Origin of the sequence: Affinirhizobium lemnae (assembly GCF_022968395.1) — a bacterium.
Lineage (GTDB): Bacteria > Pseudomonadota > Alphaproteobacteria > Rhizobiales > Rhizobiaceae > Neorhizobium > Neorhizobium lemnae.
In genome coordinates this window covers 1-17,777 of sequence record NZ_JALJQZ010000013.1, presented here as the reverse complement: position 1 = coordinate 17,777, position 17,777 = coordinate 1, and the positions used below count along the sequence as shown (strand labels likewise).

General features: G+C 54.6%; 13 protein-coding genes, 3 tRNA genes and 1 pseudogene. 12 read left to right on the top strand and 5 right to left on the bottom strand.

Annotated features, from left to right (window positions below):
• Positions 1 to 142: 142 nt before the first annotated feature.
• The 3 genes from MUU53_RS10540 to MUU53_RS10530 form a co-directional block, all read right to left on the bottom strand.
• Positions 143 to 907, bottom strand: coding sequence for a DsbA family protein (locus MUU53_RS10540; protein WP_247260872.1), 765 nt, complete (start codon positions 905 to 907; stop codon positions 143 to 145).
• 286 nt (positions 908 to 1,193) lie between these two features.
• Complete coding sequence (locus tag MUU53_RS10535; protein WP_247260871.1) at positions 1,194 to 4,103, bottom strand: Rne/Rng family ribonuclease; 2,910 nt, start codon at positions 4,101 to 4,103, stop codon at positions 1,194 to 1,196.
• 49 nt (positions 4,104 to 4,152) lie between these two features.
• The gene (locus MUU53_RS10530) at positions 4,153 to 4,488 is read right to left on the bottom strand and encodes a hypothetical protein (RefSeq protein WP_247260870.1); all 336 of its coding nucleotides are present in this window, start codon (positions 4,486 to 4,488) and stop codon (positions 4,153 to 4,155) included.
• A 231-nt stretch (positions 4,489 to 4,719) separates the two neighbouring features.
• Between MUU53_RS10530 and MUU53_RS10525 the strand changes: the two genes are divergently transcribed.
• From MUU53_RS10525 to prfB, 3 genes are all read left to right on the top strand, one after another.
• Positions 4,720 to 5,970, top strand: a complete 1,251-nt coding sequence (locus tag MUU53_RS10525) for an N-acetylmuramoyl-L-alanine amidase (protein ID WP_377307206.1) — start codon at positions 4,720 to 4,722, stop codon at positions 5,968 to 5,970.
• Between the two features lie 273 nt (positions 5,971 to 6,243).
• Positions 6,244 to 8,697 carry a penicillin-binding protein 1A gene (locus MUU53_RS10520; RefSeq protein WP_247260869.1) on the top strand — a complete coding sequence of 818 codons (2,454 nt, stop codon included), beginning with the start codon at positions 6,244 to 6,246 and terminating at the stop codon, positions 8,695 to 8,697.
• A 117-nt stretch (positions 8,698 to 8,814) separates the two neighbouring features.
• Positions 8,815 to 9,946 (top strand): peptide chain release factor 2 gene (gene prfB / locus MUU53_RS10515; protein WP_247260868.1). Its coding sequence is split into 2 segments (ribosomal slippage): positions 8,815 to 8,883 and positions 8,885 to 9,946, totalling 1,131 coding nucleotides; the frame shifts between segments, so codons are not numbered across the junction.
• A gap of 80 nt (positions 9,947 to 10,026) precedes the next feature.
• Here the strand turns inward: prfB and MUU53_RS10510 are convergent.
• A complete protein-coding gene (locus MUU53_RS10510; protein WP_247260867.1) occupies positions 10,027 to 10,800 on the bottom strand; it encodes an NAD kinase in 774 nt (257 codons plus the stop codon).
• Positions 10,801 to 10,964: 164 nt separating this feature from the next.
• Between MUU53_RS10510 and MUU53_RS10505 the strand changes: the two genes are divergently transcribed.
• The 6 genes from MUU53_RS10505 (at position 10,965) to MUU53_RS10480 (ending at position 16,268) form a co-directional block, all read left to right on the top strand.
• Positions 10,965 to 11,040: transfer RNA gene (locus MUU53_RS10505), tRNA-Thr, on the top strand.
• Positions 11,041 to 11,366: 326 nt separating this feature from the next.
• A complete protein-coding gene (locus MUU53_RS10500; protein WP_247260866.1) occupies positions 11,367 to 11,828 on the top strand; it encodes a chemotaxis protein CheW in 462 nt (153 codons plus the stop codon).
• Positions 11,829 to 11,876: 48 nt separating this feature from the next.
• Positions 11,877 to 12,371: a putative pterin-binding protein gene (locus MUU53_RS10495; RefSeq protein WP_247260865.1), complete on the top strand. Its 495-nt coding sequence runs from the start codon at positions 11,877 to 11,879 to the stop codon at positions 12,369 to 12,371.
• Positions 12,368 to 14,593, top strand: coding sequence for an ATP-binding protein (locus tag MUU53_RS10490; RefSeq protein ID WP_247260864.1), 2,226 nt, complete (start codon positions 12,368 to 12,370; stop codon positions 14,591 to 14,593). Before MUU53_RS10495 ends, MUU53_RS10490 begins: the two co-directional genes overlap by 4 nt.
• A gap of 10 nt (positions 14,594 to 14,603) precedes the next feature.
• Positions 14,604 to 15,662, top strand: coding sequence for an HD-GYP domain-containing protein (locus MUU53_RS10485; protein WP_247260863.1), 1,059 nt, complete (start codon positions 14,604 to 14,606; stop codon positions 15,660 to 15,662).
• Between the two features lie 270 nt (positions 15,663 to 15,932).
• Positions 15,933 to 16,268: a response regulator gene (locus tag MUU53_RS10480; protein WP_247260862.1), complete on the top strand. Its 336-nt coding sequence runs from the start codon at positions 15,933 to 15,935 to the stop codon at positions 16,266 to 16,268.
• Positions 16,269 to 16,281: 13 nt separating this feature from the next.
• Here MUU53_RS10480 and MUU53_RS10475 read toward each other — a convergent pair whose 3' ends face one another.
• Positions 16,282 to 17,160 (bottom strand): TrmH family RNA methyltransferase, encoded by an 879-nt coding sequence (locus tag MUU53_RS10475; protein ID WP_247260861.1) that lies wholly within the window; start codon positions 17,158 to 17,160, stop codon positions 16,282 to 16,284.
• Between the two features lie 192 nt (positions 17,161 to 17,352).
• Here MUU53_RS10475 and MUU53_RS10470 point away from each other — a divergent pair.
• From MUU53_RS10470 to MUU53_RS10460, 3 genes and pseudogenes are all read left to right on the top strand, one after another.
• Positions 17,353 to 17,437: transfer RNA gene (locus tag MUU53_RS10470), tRNA-Tyr, on the top strand.
• A 27-nt stretch (positions 17,438 to 17,464) separates the two neighbouring features.
• A tRNA-Gly gene (locus MUU53_RS10465) sits at positions 17,465 to 17,538 on the top strand.
• A 163-nt stretch (positions 17,539 to 17,701) separates the two neighbouring features.
• Positions 17,702 to 17,777 (top strand): annotated as a pseudogene (locus MUU53_RS10460) (GTP-binding protein); the annotation flags it as partial.

Below are 17,777 nucleotides of genomic sequence, written 5' to 3'. Positions count from 1 at the left end.
TAAAACCAGGGAAACCTATAGACCGGCAGAATGGTAAGGGAAAGCCCCCGGCCACGAAAGCCGTGAATAACCGAGTTTACTCAGCGAATATTCTGAATTCACCGCGCCGTGAAGGCCTTAGGATGAGGCCGTAGGACGTTGATCAGCAGGTTGCCTTGCCACAGGCGCGCATGTTGCTGATCTTGCTGGACAGTTCCTCATGTCCAACAGCACCAAACACGGCCTCGTTGCCGACAACATAGAAGGGTGTGCCGGTGACGCCGAGATTGTTGGCGAGCTCATAAGTCGCACGGATTTGCTGGTCGTTCGGATTGTCCTTCATCGATTTCCGGATTGCGGCTTCGCTGACACCCAGGGCCGTTGCGACAGCAATGGCGGTCTGTTCTGTTGCCCGCTGCTGCCCGCCGAGAAGCTGTTTGTGGAACTGCGGATACTTCTCCGGCGCTAGAGCCTTAAAGGCGCTGGCAACGCGGTGGGCGGCCATGGAATCAGGGCCGAGAATCGGGAATTCTTTCAGGATGAAACGCACCCCCTGGTCCGACGAGAGGATCGTTTCCATATCGTTTAGGGCGCGCTTGCAATACGTGCAGTTGTAATCGAAAAACTCAACGATCGTCACATCACCGTTCGGATTACCCAAGGTGATGTCGCTGGCTGTTGAAAAGATTGCCTTGCTGTTTGCTGCAATACCCTCCGAGGCTTGAGAGGTTCGTGCGTCCTGCTGTTTCTTTTCCAGAGCGTCCTGAACTTCAAGCATGATCTCGGGATTTGCAATCAGATACTCGCGGATAAATGCGCCGAAGTCTTTTTTCTGCTGATCATCTAGAGCGTTTGCAGCAGTTCCAGGCGCGACAACGGTAGCGGAGGCCAGTAGCCCGACGGTAAGCAACTTCAGAAAAGATTTCATGGCTATCCTCTGTATCGCGCATCGCTAAAAATGATTGCGACTCAACCCCGTCAATTGACGTCTGGGTGAATCATTTGTGATCCTGTAGCGCTTCGGTGGTCTCGGGGTCTACTGGATCAAACGATCACAAATTTGGCAGACACTGATCAATTCATGATTGCCATCGCAACAGGTTGAGATCAATCATCTTTGACCAAAAATGCGCCGCAGCACTGCGCGCACATATTTCACTATCTTACCCCCGAAAAGCGAAACGGCCGCAACATGTGCGACCGTTTTACCGAGATCAAAGGAAGCCGCGCTTCTGCCACCAGCCAGCACGCTTCGGTTTCGTCAGCTCGCCATCTGGCTCACTGTCGGATGGAGCGCTGGATGTCACCACCGGTTCCGATGAAGCTATGTTGGAAGCACGGTTTGCCCGAGTTGCTTTTTCGGCCGCACTTTCTTCCGATGACGAAGCGGTTTCGACTGCTGGTTCCGGCTTTACGGCTTCTGGCTCTGCCACTTCAGCCTCGGCCGAACTCGCTACAGGCTGTTCCGTCACCGCGACAGTATCGGCAACGGCTTCGGTCTCCGGTTTGCTGGAGGCCTTGGAACGACGCGTGCGACGCGGCTTGACCGGTGCCTCTTCCGTTTTCACGGCTTCGTTTGCGTCTACTGCTACAGCCTCTTCAGTATCGACTTGGAGTTCCTGCGTCGAACCGCCGTCGGAGAAGCCGGATACAGGGCTCAGGTCATTGTCGTCTGCGCTCTCATCGGCAGTAGTATTGGCTTCAGCATCGTCCTCGCCAGAGTTTGCCTGCACGCCGTCCTCTTCGCCCTGACGATTGCGGCGACCGCCGCGCTTGCCACGACGACGACGCTTGCGCTTATTGCCTTCATCGGCTTCCGACTGGGCCTGATCCGTCTGGCCTTCCGCAGAATCATCGTCTTCATCATCCTCGCCATCATCCTCGGCGCCAAACGCTGCGCCCGAGGCATGCTGAGATGTATCGCCATTCCGGTTGCGGCGACGGCGGCGGCGCTTGCGCTTGCGATTGCTCTGCTCGTCTTCGGAGCGCGAAGCCTGTGGGGGTGAAGTTGCGACTACTGCGGTCTCGTCTTCGTCCTCATCGTCAATTTCAACGATGATGTCGTCCTCTTCCTCTTCAATCGGCAGGGACGCAAATTGTACGAGACTTTCGATCTTTACCGGATTTGCGACGGGCTCTCCGCGGTCGATTACGAAGTGACTTGAACCCACGCCGCCATCGGCCTCGATAAAGATAGAGACACCGAAGCGGTTCTCGTAGTCCACCACGTTGCTGCGCTTGTGATTGAGCAGATAAAGCGCAATCTCGGGCGTTGTCCGCACTGTGATATCGTGCGTCGTATTCTTGAGCAGGTATTCTTCGACACCGCGCAGAACATGCAAGGCAATCGAGGACTGCGAACGAACATGACCTGTTCCGCCACAATGCGAGCAGACCTGTGTTGTCGATTCGAGCACGCTGGCACGGATCCGCTGACGCGACATTTCGAGCAGACCGAAATGCGAGATGCGGCCTACCTGAATGCGTGCCCGATCATTCTTGAGGCAATCCTTCAACTTCTTCTCGACGGAGCGGTTGTTCCGCTTCTCTTCCATGTCGATAAAGTCGATGACGATCAGACCTGCAAGGTCGCGGAGCCTCAACTGACGAGCAACTTCTTCTGCCGCCTCCAGATTGGTCTGAAGTGCGGTCTCTTCGATCGAATGCTCGCGAGTCGAACGCCCGGAGTTGACGTCGATGGCGACCAGCGCTTCCGTCTGGTTGATGATGAGGTAGCCGCCAGACTTCAGCGTAACCTGCGGCTGCAGCATACGGTCGAGCTGCGCCTCGATACCAGAGCGCGAAAAAATTGGATGCAAATCCCGGTAGGGCTGGACCACCTTCGCATGGCTTGGCATCAGCATCTTCATGAAGTCTTTCGCTTCACGATAGCCTTCTTCACCCGCCACGATGATCTCGGAAATGTCCTTGTTATAGAGGTCGCGGATGGAGCGCTTAATCAGCGATCCTTCCTCGTAAACCAGACAGGGAGCGATTGAGTTCAACGTCAGCGTTCGGACATTCTCCCACAGGCGCATTAGGTATTCGAAGTCGCGCTTGATCTCGACGCGGGTGCGGTTTGCTCCCGCCGTGCGAAGAATCACGCCCATGCCCTGCGGCACGTCCAGCTCGCGCGCAATCTCCTTGAGGCGCTTGCGGTCCGTCGGATTGGTGATCTTGCGCGAAATACCGCCACCGCGTGCGGTGTTGGGCATAAGAACGGAATACCGACCTGCAAGCGAGAGATAGGTCGTTAGAGCAGCGCCCTTGTTGCCACGTTCTTCCTTAGCAACCTGAACCAGCAGGATCTGACGGCGCTTGATGACTTCCTGGATGCGGTATTGCTTGCGAGGCTTGCGGAATACGCGATCCGGCACCTCTTCCATGGCATCTTCTGCACCAACGGACTCGATGACTTCCTTTTCATGGTCGTCATCATCGTCATCATCGTCGTCGTTGGAACGGCGATCGACGACATCTTCGGACACGGAATCGGTATCAACCATCGCCGCCATCTCGTCCGGCGTGCTATCGTCGTTTGCGTCCGTCGTGTCTGAAGCTACGACCACCTCATCTGCTGCAGCCTCAACCGGCTTCTTGCGGGCCCGGCTACGGCGCGGCTTGGCTTTCGGCTTTTCTTCCGCAACCGCATCAGCAGTTGCCCCTTCAACAGAATTGTCGTCAGTGGCATGAGCCTCTGTTGCATAGACCGACTCGCTTGAGCTGTCATCTGCGCCAAGAGCGGCGTCTACCTGATGGACAATTCCCACATCCGGCTGATCCGCCTTAGCCAGATCAAGAACCGGTTCTATATCGTGATCGTGATGGCGTGGATTGTCTTCCATTTCCGCCTGAAGCAATGCCTGGCGGTCTGCAAGCGGGATTTGATAATAGTCTGGATGTATTTCCGCGAAAGCGAGGAAGCCATGGCGATTGCCACCATAGTCCACAAATGCAGCTTGGAGAGAAGGTTCAACGCGGGTCACCTTCGCTAGGTAAATGTTGCCGCGTATCTGCCTTTTGTGCTGCGACTCGAAATCGAACTCTTCAATCCGGTTCCCCCGGACGACTACGACGCGTGTCTCCTCCGCATGGGAGGCGTCGATAAGCATTTTGTCTGCCATTGAACATGTGCTCCTCGGCGCAGCCGCGCATGCTTGAAGAGGCCTGTCCTCATGTCAGCACCTCCCTGCATCGCGAGTTCTGCGCCGGATAATGATTTCCCGCTGATACGCTTTCAAGCGGCATCGCCACGACAAGCGTCAGAACCTTCGTTCCTTTGAGCCTGTCTGGAGTATGCAAATCGTGCCGCAACATTGAAAACCAGTCGAGAATGACGTTATACAAGGTTCCTTGCGGAACCCGATGAATTTGCTCCCAATGAGCAGGATGGCGAGCCATCCGGTATTCGTCCAGCCATGCCGGATTTGATGGTGTTTCAGGCCAAGTGTAGAGACGGCGGATGTCTTTGCTCCACGGCGCCAGAACATGACAGCTGGCTGCCTGCAATAGACTATCCCGTCGACACTTAAACCCTCTCAAGCCTTGTATGTTTTATCTGTCACAATAGCAAGGGCAAAGCCGATCCTGCCTTATTATGGATCAAATTCACGCACTAAAGCCCTGGGTGCTGCTTCACTTTCGCATGCATCTGAATTTGAAGACGGGTCACCGCCTATTATACATTGAGAATCATTCGTTGAGGGGCGTATTGAATTGGGTCCGGTTTGGAGCAAATCTGTGAGGTCAATGGGCCGGCTGTCTGGCGCTTTGGGTAGCGCCTACGGCATGTTTGCGGCCGTGTTTATTGCGTTATTTCTTTTCTGCTCTCTCTCGATCCAAGCGAGCGAAACACCGGATAACGCACTTCTCGCATTCTCGGCACGAATCGTTGGCGACGATGCACGCTCGCGGGTTGTCGTTGATTTCGATAACAAGCCTGAATTTTCAATCCATTATGTTGCCTCTCCGGAACGCATCGTCATTGATTTGCCGGCAACGGCCTTCGGTTTTCCTGCTGGAGATCTTGCCGCGCGTGGGCTGTTCAAGGACATCCGTTACGGAACAATGGGTGAGGGCAGCGCGCGCATTGTCTTGACTGCACAGCGGCCTGTGAAACTCGTTTCTGCGGAGGTGCAAAAAAACGAGGATCGAGGTTTCAGGCTGGTTCTCGATGCCGAAATCACCACGAAGGATAAGTTCGCCGAACTCGTCAGGACCCAGAGTTGGAAGAATGCCGAATTGAAGCAATCCGCGGCAGTTGACGGACTGCCGGATGGTACGTCGGCCAAGGATGGCGTCTTCACCATTGCCGTTGACGCCGGTCATGGTGGAATCGATGCAGGGGCGTCTGGCGCAGTAACGAAGACGCCGGAGAAGGAAATTACGCTTGCCTTTGCCAAGGTCTTGGTTGGGAAACTGAACGAGCAGACGGGTATCCGAGCGTTTCTGACCCGTAGCAATGATAGCTTTTTATCGCTGTCGGAGCGCGTTGTCCTTGCTCGGCAGGGTAAGGCAGATCTGTTCATATCCCTTCATGCCGACACGCTTGGTCAGAAAAGTATCCGGGGATCGACCGTTTACACGCTCTCCGATACTGCATCGGACAAGATGGCTGCGGCACTTGCCGCCCGTGAAAACCTTTCGGACCAACTCGCCGGTTACTCCATTGAGGTGCCACAACCGGAAATCGCCGACATTTTGCTGGACCTCACTCGCAGGGAAACACAAGCATTCTCCATTTCAATGGCCAACAGAGTGGTGAAATCTTTCGAGGGGCAGATCGGGCTCATCAATAATCCTCATCGATTTGCAGGTTTTCAGGTACTGCGGGCGCCAGACATCCCATCGATCCTTCTTGAACTCGGTTTTTTGTCCAACGAGGGAGATGAGAAGCTGCTTTTGAGCGAGGAGTGGCGAGACAAGTTAACCAGCCTTCTTGTTGATGCAGTCCTCAAATATAGGGGTGAGGCTGTCGCAGGCGGTGGCTGATTAGCATTGGAGCAGATTGCATTGTTGCCTGAGTACAACAGGCTCCTGTTGGGTCGCTGTTCCGGTCGAACTATCGCGGCCAAGACGGAGTAAGTCTTCGCAAGAGCCCTATTTTACTCACATTCCCGGCGTTACAGAATTAGGGTGCAGATACGTGGCTGGATATGGTTTTTAACGACTGAAGCTTGCAGTCGGCATAGGCCATGTGCAAAACCCGTGAAAACATGAGAGTCGGCCGAGACTGTGCCGAACGACCGAAGCGGTAGCTAGCGAATGATAAGATTATTTGGATATTTCTTCGGCTTTGCGTGCATAGCGTTCTTTGCGTTTGCTGCAGTAGCCGCAGTGTACCTGACGGGCGTATCCAAGGATCTTCCTAATTACGAGGTATTGGCCTCTTACGAGCCACCTGTCGCAACGCGCGTTCACGCAGGCAATGGAGCGCTGATGGCTGAGTATGCGCGAGAGAAGCGGCTTTTCCTGCCCATCCAGGCTATTCCGGATCGCGTTAAGGCTGCATTCATCGCTGCGGAAGATCAAAACTTTTACAAGCATCCTGGCGTCGATCCCTGGGGCCTCGCACGTGCCGTAGTCAATAACATCCAAAACATTGGCTCCGGTCGTCGGCCCGAGGGTGCATCGACGATCACCCAGCAGGTTGCCAAGAACTTCCTCCTTTCCGCAGACCAGACTATCGACCGCAAGGTCAAAGAAGCCATCCTCTCCTTCCGTATCGAGCAGACCTACTCGAAGGACAAAATCCTCGAACTTTATCTCAACGAGATTTTCTTCGGTTTCAATTCCTACGGTATCGCCGGCGCCGCGTTGACCTATTTCAACAAGTCCGTGACAGAGTTGACGATTGCGGAGGCTGCCTATCTGGGCGGCCTGCCGAAAGGTCCGGCAAACTACAATCCATTTCGTCACGAAGAGGCGGCAATTACCCGACGCAATTACGTTATCAGCCGTATGGCGGAAGACGGCTACATCACCGCCAGTGATGCTGAACTGGCCAAAAAGCAGCCGCTTGGCGTGAACATGAACCGTGGTGGCGCGACGCTCGCTGCGTCCGAATACTTCTCGGAAGAAGTACGCCGCCAGATCATAGAAAAATATGGCGACAAGGCCCTTTATGAGGGCGGCCTGTCCGTTCGTACCTCGCTCGATCCGCAGTTGCAGATCATGGCCAGGGCTTCCTTGCAGAAGGGATTGGTAGATTACGACGAGCGTCGGGGTTATCGCGGTGCGGTTGCCAAGATCGGCGTATCCGGTGACTGGGGCATGGAACTCGCCAAGGTTCCGGCTCTCCGCGATGTTCCGGAGTGGAAGCTCGCCGTTGTCACCGCCGTGTCCGACAAGCAGGTCGATATCGGCCTTCAACCCGACCTGGTAGCCGGTAAAGTTGTCGAGGAACGCAAAAAGGGCACAATACCAGCCGATCAGATGAAATGGGCTTTCCGCGATGCGAAGGGCGTCAAGAAAACGGCCAAGTCTCCCGTCGGTGTGGTCGAGCCGGGCGATGTCGTGTATGTCGAGCCGATCGAGAACAAGCCTGGCATTTTCGCATTGAGACAACCTCCGAAGGTACAGGGCGGTATGGTGGTGATGGATCCGCATACAGGCCGCGTCCTGGCCATGGTGGGCGGCTTCTCCTACGCTCAGTCGGAGTTCAACCGCGCTACACAGGCGATGCGACAGCCCGGTTCGTCATTCAAGCCTTTTGTCTATGCTGCCGCGCTGGACAACGGTTACACTCCATCCTCCGTCATTCTGGATGCCCCGATCGAAGTCACGTCTGGTGGGCAGGTCTGGAGTCCGGATAACTATGGTGGCGAATCAGGTGGCCCATCGACGCTGCGAGTTGGCATCGAGAAATCGCGTAACCAGATGACTGTGCGCCTCGCGCAGGATATGGGTATGGATCTGGTTGCGGAATATGCACAACGGTTCGGCATCTACGATAAAATGGCGCCGCTTCTGTCTATGTCGCTCGGTTCCGGTGAAACTACCGTTCTGCGTATGGTTTCGGCCTATTCGGTCATCGCGAACGGTGGCAAGCAGATCAAGCCCACGCTGGTTGACCGTATTCAGGATCGCTATGGCAAGACCATCTTCCGCCATGAGGAGCGGACTTGCGAGGGATGTAATTTCAATAGTTGGGCAAACCAGCCCGAGCCAACGCTGATAGATAACCGCGAACAGGTTCTCGACCCGATGACGGCTTATCAAATAACATCGATGATGGAGGGTGTTGTCCAGCGTGGCACCGCCGCAGGCAAGATCCCGGTGAAGGATCGTCCGGTCGCTGGCAAGACGGGTACGACGAACGACGAAAAGGACGCCTGGTTTGTCGGCTTTACGCCGAACCTTGTTGCTGGCCTCTACATCGGCTTTGATACACCCACGCCGCTCGGTCGTGGCGGTACCGGTGGAAACCTGTCGGCGCCGATTTTTGGCGAATTCCTCGCTCAGGCGGCGAAGGTAACCCCGGCGACGAAGTTCCAGGTTCCTGCTGGGATGCAGTTCATTGCCGTCAACAGAAAAACCGGCATGTTCGCTCTCGAAGGCGAGCCGGACACGATTGTCGAAGCCTTCAAGCCTGGAACGGGACCAGCAGATACGCTGACGATCATCGGTGCTAATGCACAGTTACCGCCGGAAGAAATCCTTAAGACGTCGCCACAGGCACAGCAGGCCGTTACCTCGGGTTCCGGTGGCCTCTTCTAACCATACAACTTGCCGAGATCCTGTGATGAGGCAGTCATGGCCTCATCGTGATGCTTTACAGAACTCGCCGGTGGAACTATTCAACCGTCAAATCCCGAAAGGACGAGAAGGCAGAGAATGCGCAACGAAACTTTGAATGTTATCGACGAAATCAAGCAGGCCATAAGCCTGCTGAGGAGGCATCTTTGACTGGGATCAGGCGGTAAGACGGCTGGACTGGTTGAACAACAAGGCGGAAGATCCAACACTCTGGAACGATGCCAGCGAAGCGCAAAAGCTTATGCGCGAACGCCAGCAGCTGGATGACAGCATCAGTGGCGTAAAGTCTCTGGAGCAGCAACTGCGGGATAACATCGAGTTTATCGAGCTTGGTGAAGAAGAAGGCGACGAAACCGTCGTTCGCGACGCGGAAGATGCGTTGAAGGCTCTTCAAGCTGAAGCAACCCGCCGGCAGGTCGAAGCCATGCTCTCGGGCGAGGCGGACGGCAACGACACCTATGTTGAAGTTCACTCCGGCGCTGGTGGTACCGAATCGCAGGATTGGGCCAACATGCTCCTGCGCATGTATACCCGTTGGGCGGAGCGCTCGGGTTTCAAGGTGGAACTACTTGAAGTCCATGACGGTGAAGAGGCGGGCATCAAATCTGCCACGATCCTGGTCAAGGGCCACAATGCCTATGGCTGGCTCAAGACCGAATCCGGCGTTCACCGGCTTGTGCGTATTTCGCCCTACGACAGCAACGCACGTCGTCACACGTCATTCTCGTCGATCTGGGTTTATCCTGTGGTTGACGACTCGATCCAGATCGAGGTGAACGAAAGCGATTGCCGGATCGATACCTATCGTTCATCCGGTGCAGGTGGACAGCACGTCAATACGACGGATTCGGCCGTACGAATCACGCATATTCCAAGCGGCATCGTGGTTGCGTGCCAGCAGGAACGTTCGCAGCACAAGAACCGCGCCAAGGCGTGGGACATGTTGCGCGCTCGTCTGTATGAGGTCGAATTGAAGAAGCGGGAAGAGGCGGCAAACGCCGAAGCCGCATCGAAGACCGATATCGGATGGGGGCATCAGATCCGCTCTTATGTTTTGCAGCCCTATCAGTTGGTCAAGGATTTACGTACCGGTGTGGAAAGCACTGCACCGGGCGATGTTCTGGATGGCGAACTGAATGAGTTTATGGAGGCGGCCCTCGCACATCGTATCAACGGTGGTGCCGGAGCAGACGTGGCCGACATCGATTGAGATGCTCGATCTTTGAGCCGTGATAGCAAAAGGGCTGCGTGCAAGTTGCGCAGTCGCTTTTTTGTACGCTGCGGGAATATTCAGTCTGAGAACTGTTCCGCCAGAATGCGCTCCGACCATGAATGATCGGGATCGGATAGTATTCGTGCCGTCCGATCGTTCGATTGTGAAATGGTCACCTTTAGTACGCTCTTGACCTCCGTATTATCCGCGACAGCGTTCACCGGACGTTTGCCGGGCTCCAAAATATCGAGTTCAACGCAGACCTTGTTCGGCAAAAGCGCGCCGCGCCAGCGACGAGGCCGGAAAGCGCTCACCGGTGTCATCGCCAGCAAAGGGGCTTCCAGCGGTAGGATGGGTCCGTGAGCAGACAGATTATAGGCAGTTGAACCTGCTGGTGTTGCGATCATTAGCCCGTCACAAATCAGCTCCTCCAGGCGTGTATGCCCATCGATGGTCACGCGCACCTTGGTCGCCTGGTAAGATTGCCGGAAGATGTAGACCTCATTGATGGCGAGAGCGATGGACCGGGATCCGTCTGCATTAAAGGTTTTCATCTGCAAAGGATGAAGGTCGTTTTCAACCGAAGCTTCGATCCGCGCGTTGAGACCATGGACACGGTAATCGTTCATCAGAAAGCCGACCGAGCCGCAATTCATGCCGTAGATGCGTTTACCGCTGTTAATTGTCTGGTGAAGCGTCTGCAGCATGAACCCATCGCCTCCTAGGGCAACCACGACATCGGCGTCTGAGATATCGTGGTTCCCATAGAGCGATGTTAACTCGGCATAAGCGGCCTGTGCTTCTGGTGCTGGAGAAGCCAGAAAACAGAGTTTAAAGCTGCTATATGACATTGGCTCTCCTTGTTCCGAGCACTTTGGTAGCCGATATCGGTCTCCAGGTACAAGTCCGCGCTGAGGTTTGATGGTTCTCCGTCTCTTTTATCTCTTCTTCTTCTCGAAAATTGGATTTTGGGGTTTACACAGCGGCCAGATATGCTAGTTGGACACCCGCAAGTGCCCTTGTAGCTCAGTTGGTAGAGCACCTGATTTGTAATCAGGGGGTCGCGGGTTCGAACCCTGCCGGGGGCACCATTCATATCCTCATACTCGCCATCCGATGTTGCAGCACAGATGCTGCCGTTGCTTGAAAAAGCGAGAATTCAATCAAATTGAAGCAATTACTTCAGCGTCGATTAGACTCTTTCTACTAGGTTGAAAGCGTCGGGCGATGCGGTCGCATCACCACCGAAATGAATGCGGACCCGACCGAATCGATGCTGAGACGCAGTTAAGCCATCTTCAGCGCGGACATCCCCACGATTTTCAGCTGTCAGGCATGCAGGCCATTGTTCTTGCGTGAACGGCATCCCTCGTCGGTTCGGAACCATTGCCCGAAACTGCCAGATGAGGATCGACCCATGACGGCCGCAACTAAAAACGACGCTCTGGAAATCATCGCCTTTCGTTTGGGCGAACAAAACTTTTGCATCCGCACCACTGGCGTGCGTGAGATTCGCGGTTGGGGGCCATCAATGCCTATCCCGAACGCTCCTGAATTCGTGCTCGGTGTCATTAACTTGCGCGGCAACGTGATTCCCACCATTGATCTGGCGCGCCGACTTGGCATGACGCCAGCGGAACGTACGGAACGCAGTGCCATTGTTGTGGCTGAGGCGGGCCCAACTATAGTCGGTTTGGTTGTTGATCACGTTACGGACATGCTCACCGTATCTGCTGACCAGTTGCAACCGGTCCCCGTTGTACTGACTAGTTTCGACAGCCGCTATTGTGACGGGATCATCACCCATGACTCCGGAATGATCTGTTACCTCAACATCGAACGTCTGTTCGAGAACGATCAAATTCCGCAGGCTGCCTGAGTTCGCGCTTCTTCGGACTGCAAAAAAAAAATGAAACGGGTGTTCAAAATGCGATTTCTCACGCTGATCGCTTCTTCTCTGCTGTTTACCTCCTCGGCCCTGGCACTGGACGCGCCTAAGGGTCCTGTAATCCTCACCGTGAAGGGCACACTTGCTCATGCCAATGTTGGCGGGACCGCACAGTTTGACCTTGAAATGCTGGAGAAACTGGATGGCCGCACAGGCAAGATGAAGACACCATGGACCGAAGGTGAAACGAGTTTCTCCGGTCCGCTTTTGCGCGCAATCCTGAAGGAGGCGGGAGCTACGGGCAGCCAACTACAAGTCAAGGCGTTGAACGACTATTTCGCTGAGATTCCCATCGAGGATGCGGAAAACCTGAACACAATTCTCGCGACGCGGCAAAATGGGAAGGTCATGTCCATCCGGGAAAAGGGACCGCTTTTCCTGATCTATCCCTTCGACCAAGATCCTGCTCTCTATAATGAAAAGTACTTCTCTCGATCAGTGTGGCAGATCAAGGAGATTGAGGTAAAGCCGTGACGCCAGCAACGCCGTTCGGTGGGGAGGTTATTCGCCGCGCCAGCCGGACGACGGCGGCGCTTCAGATATTTGGGGTAATCCTGTTGGGGATCCTCGTATCCATCTACATTGATATATCGAACCGGCAGGGAAACCTCGAAGACGCCGTCCGTGAAAACGCGATGTGGTCTGTGTATCAGCTCGATCGCGAAGCCGACGAATTGTTGCACTCGTTGAAGGAAGTTATCGAAGGAGGATTGAAAGAAGCGTCGAACCGTGAACGTCTCTCCTTACGCTTCGATATTGTTTTTTCGCGCATGGACGTATTGCGAAAGTCCAAGTTCGAGCAGGGCTTCTCTGCAGATAATGAAGTAAAGTCAAGACTTGAGCAGGTGCAGGACATGATCATGCATCTGGACCCGGTCTTCAGCAAATTGACGCAGATCGATTTCGCGACCGTGGATTCCGTTGAACTTCTCTCTCGGGCAAGTGCTTTGTCGGAAGCGACGGGCGCTCTTCTCGTCTATACGAACACGCTTACGAGCGAAGAGCGCGCACAGAACCGGCTAGAAGTGGAGGCTCTCCAGCAGAAGGCTTTCCTGATCGTCGGCCTACTATCTCTATCGGTTCTTCTTTTGATAGTCGGGCTCAGACGCCAGTTGCGCGGTGTTCAGGCGGCAGGTGCGAGCCTTGAAGCTATGGCGCAAGAATTAACGGTTTCCTATCAGGCAGCTGAGGCGGGAAACCGGGCCAAATCGCAGTTCATGGCGACTATGGGGCATGAAATTCGTACGCCCTTGAACGCAATTCTCGGAATGGTAGAGCTTCTTGAACTGAACAAGTTGCCTGAAGATGCGCTTAGTCGGGTGCGGACGATTCGCCGATCAGGCGAGGCACTCCTGGATACCATCAACGAGATCCTGGATTACGCCAAGATCGAACATGGCAAACTGGAACTCGAAGAACGCCCAGTAGATCTTGTCTCACTGGCTGAAAATTCGGCAGAGATGATGCGCGGTCGTGCGACGGAAGCGGGAACGCGGATCGCTGTTGATCTTCCCCATCGTTGGCATGCTCGGCATGTCCTGGCGGATCCTACGCGCTTGCGTCAGGTCATGTTGAACCTGATGAGCAATGCCGTGAAGTTTACGAGCGAAGGGACCGTCACCCTGCGAATGCGGCAGCAGGTTCGGCAGAGCGAGGTTTGGTTGCGCGTTGAAGTCCAGGATACAGGCATCGGTATAGGCGAGGAAGGGCGTAAAAAGCTGTTTCGCCCCTTCTCTCAGGTCGATGCCAGTATCAGCCGCCGCTACGGGGGGACAGGTCTTGGTCTTACAATCTGCAAGGAAATCGTCGATCGCTTCGGTGGCCGGATCGGTGTTGAAAGCTCTATCGGTTTCGGCAGCACCTTCTGGTTCGAGGTCCCTGTGAAGGCAACAGAGGCTCCGGCAACGGAACAAGATGTCGAAACACCCAAGGCATTCGCCAGCATTGCGCCTCTGCGGATCCTGCTGGCGGAAGACAACAAAATCAATCAGCAGGTGATCCTGGGTTATCTCAGTCATCTTGGTCAGACGGCAACAGTCGCGGAGAATGGTCAGGTTGCACTGGAATTCGCTTCCCAGCAGGACTTTGATCTTATTCTGATGGATATGCAGATGCCGATTATGGACGGGATAGAGGCAACGCGTTGTCTTCGTGATCCCATGAGCCGCAACAAAAATGTACCCATTGTTGCGCTGACAGCCAATGCGTCGGAGGAAGACCGGCGGCGCTGCATAAATGTCGGGATGACCAGCTTCCAGGCCAAGCCAATAAGCCTCGCTGCGCTGCATGCTTTGCTAAAGGGAATCACACCGTTGCCAACTATTCAAACTGAAAGCGCTTCAAACGATCCATTACTAACTGATCCCATAAATCCGCCTAAACACGGTCTCGCTGCGGTGGCTGACCGGCGTCAGGAAATCGAGGATATTCTAGGAGCTGATGCCTTCGAGGAGCTGATGGCCGCATTCTTTGACGACGCGGTTGATCTGCTGAACTCACTAAATGTCTCAATGCAGGACGGGCGTAAGGAAAATTTTGACACGCTTCTGCATAATCTCAAGGGAGCTGCAGCCAATATCGGGTTGGAGGAGATCGCCTTACGTGCGCAAACTCTTCGCAAGAGGGAACTGACACTGGCTGACATTGATGAGCTTTCGCAACAAATTCGTGCCGCGCAAACTGCGCTGGCCGCCTGAGGAGAAAGACATGAACATTCTGGTGGTCGATGACAACAAGACCAATCTGGTTCTGCTGAAGAAACTTGTGGCGACTGTGGATGGATGCAAGGCAATCGGTTTTTCCAGTCCTGAAGAAGCGCTTCACGCTATGCCGGATCTGGACTTCGATATCGGCGTGATCGATTTCCAGATGCCGGTCTACAACGGTGTGGACCTTCTTGTGGAGATTCGTCGTTTCGATAAATATCGCGACAAGCCTTTTGTGGTGGTTACTGCCGACGGAGATACCGCGACGCGAATGACTGCACTCAACGCCGGGGCAATCGATTTTCTGACGAAGCCCATTAATCCGCTTGAGTTTCAGGCACGCATCCGCAACCTTACGGCCTTGACCATTGCGCGAAATCAATTGGCGGATCGGGCTGAATGGCTTCGCACCGAAGTTGAAAAAGTCGTTAACGAACTGCGCGAGCGTGAGCAGGAAATAATCTACCGACTGACACTGGCTGCAAGCTATAAAGATCCGGAAACTGCCATGCACACTCTGCGAGTGGGGGCCTATTCAGAAGCAATCGCCCAAGCTTACGGGCTTCCAGATGAGATCTGCGCCGATATTCGCATTGCGGCCCCGATGCACGATATCGGTAAGGTGGGTATTCCCGACGCTGTGCTTCTGAAAAGGGGTATCTTCTCGGATGTCGAGCGGGAACAGATGCAGTGTCATCCATCGATCGGCTCGCGAATTCTCGGTCACTCCCGTTCTAGTCTTCTACAACTCGCAGCCGAGATTGCTGGTGCTCATCACGAAAGATGGGATGGTCAGGGTTACCCGCATCGCCTTTCGGGAGCAGAGATTCCTCTAGCGGGCCGCATCGTTGCAATTGCCGATAGCTTCGACGCCCTCACGACGGCTCGACCATATAAAGAGGCATGGACCATAGATAAGACGATCCAGCATATTCAGGATAGAGCTGGCAGTCAGTTTGATCCGCAATGTGTTCAGGCTTTCATTAGCGCATTGCCGGATATCAGAAGAATCATGAACGCTCCGCATGAGAGAACCGAAGAGTCGGGAGCTGCCGCCTGAACAGCCGGTTCTCTTAGCCAAAGAGTTGAAAACGGAAATTGGTGTCTGCGTTGCGAGGCGCGTGGCTGATCCATGGAGGAAGCCGCGCGCCAAATGATTCATCCGAAACATCCGGGTCGTCGTTCCTCACCTTCAGAATCGCGGAAAAATATGGGAACCTTTCCCGTAATAGTGGGTTTTCAAGGATCTGATGGCGGGCCGAATTCTATGACCTATAAAATTTTGATTGTCGAAGACCAGTTGCTGACCGCACCTCCTATCTAGGATGCGGTGACGGCGCTCGGCGACGACATGATGGGTATAGCGGCAAATTTACAGGACGCGATAAATTATGCTCAGGACTGCAAAATCGCGCTCTTCGATGCGCAGTTACAGGACGGCATAACAGGCACGACTATTGGTGCAGCACTCGCGCAATCTGGCGCGACCGTGCTATTCATGACCGCCAACCCGGATTTGCTGGGGGAGGGCGTGCCAGGAACACTCGGTGTCATTTCCAAGCCGATCTTCGATCTGGAGCTGGTAGCTGTCATACAAATCGCCGCGGATTTCAGGTCTGGCGCAGACGTATTTGCGCCGGAACGCTTCAATCGACTTGCATCCTGATGCTGCGCCTGACCTATTTTCTGCTGAGGAAATGTCGGCTGGCGTAAAGTGCTATTGCCGCAGCGTTTGACACATTCAAAGACTTGATTGCTCCCGGCATATCGAGGCGTGCGAGAGCGCTAACCGTCTCGCGGGTCTTTTGACGCAAACCTTTGCCTTCGGAACCGAGAACAAGCGCGATCTTGCTTCCGGCGAACGCACCCTCGATCGGTGCAGGACCTTCAGAATCGAGGCCGACGGACTGAAACCCCAATCGATGGAGCTCTTCAAGAGCGTCCGCCAGATTCGTAGTCTGAATGTAGGGGATGAGTTCCAGTGCTCCCGACGCCGACTTCGCAAGGACACCCGATTCGGTCGGGCTGTGGCGCTGGGTCGTGATCACTGCACCCGCATCGAATGCAACGGCTGAACGCATGATCGCGCCCACGTTATGCGGATCAGTTACCTGATCGAGAACCAGAAGGAGAGGGCTGTCTTTCAGCGCTTCGAGCCTTCGAATTGGCAACGCTCTAGTCTCAAGCATGACGCCCTGATGGATCGCTTCAGGACCCAGGACACGCTCGATGTCCGATGGAACGACGAACTCCACCGGAAACGGCAGCGATTCCGCGGGACCGATATCGAGCCGCATAAATGCATTTTGGGTCACAAAGAGGCGCACGAGTTTGCGCGCCGGATTTCCAATGGCTGCGCGCACGGTATGAAGCCCATATAGGTAGACCTGTTCCGCCTCAAGCTGCGGCGGAGACCAATCTCTGCCTGCCTTCCGGCGTTTGGCAGGCACCGGCGTTGGAATTTCGCCACGCTCTCTCTTGGAATCTCGAACTTGCCGACGCAGATTGGCGTAGTGGCTGTCTCGGGCGGATTTATCTTTGTTATCGTTCTTCGTCATGCTGCCTTATAGCGACTGTGCATCCACGGGGAAAGTCCACCGTCATCCACAGGTCGAAGAGAAGTTCTGAAATTTCTCGAAATTTTCATTTGATGTCGTGTTGACAGCAGGCGAACTGCCAGTCATATACGCCGCCGTGACTGCAGCAATCGACGCGGTTCACAAGCTTGGTCTTCGGTCCAGACAGATACTGGAGGGATGCCCGAGTGGTTAAAGGGGACGGACTGTAAATCCGTTGGCTCAGCCTACGTTGGTTCAAATCCAACTCCCTCCACCATTCTGATCTTCGACCGAATGCAAGCCCGCGGGTATAGCTCAATGGTAGAGCAGCAGCCTTCCAAGCTGAATACGCGGGTTCGATTCCCGCTACCCGCTCCAAATTCTACTAAAATGCACCAGTTAATGGCGTCTGACTGTTGCGCGTGGATACCCCCGGGGCCTTTGCAATAATTATCTTGCGCATTGAACTGGAAAGCCTTAAACGGCGTCACCAAATCCGCACGCGCGGATGAATCATTCTTTTTGATCACAGGAAGCATCAATGGCAAAGAGCAAGTTTGAGCGTACCAAGCCGCATGTGAACATCGGCACGATTGGCCACGTTGACCATGGCAAGA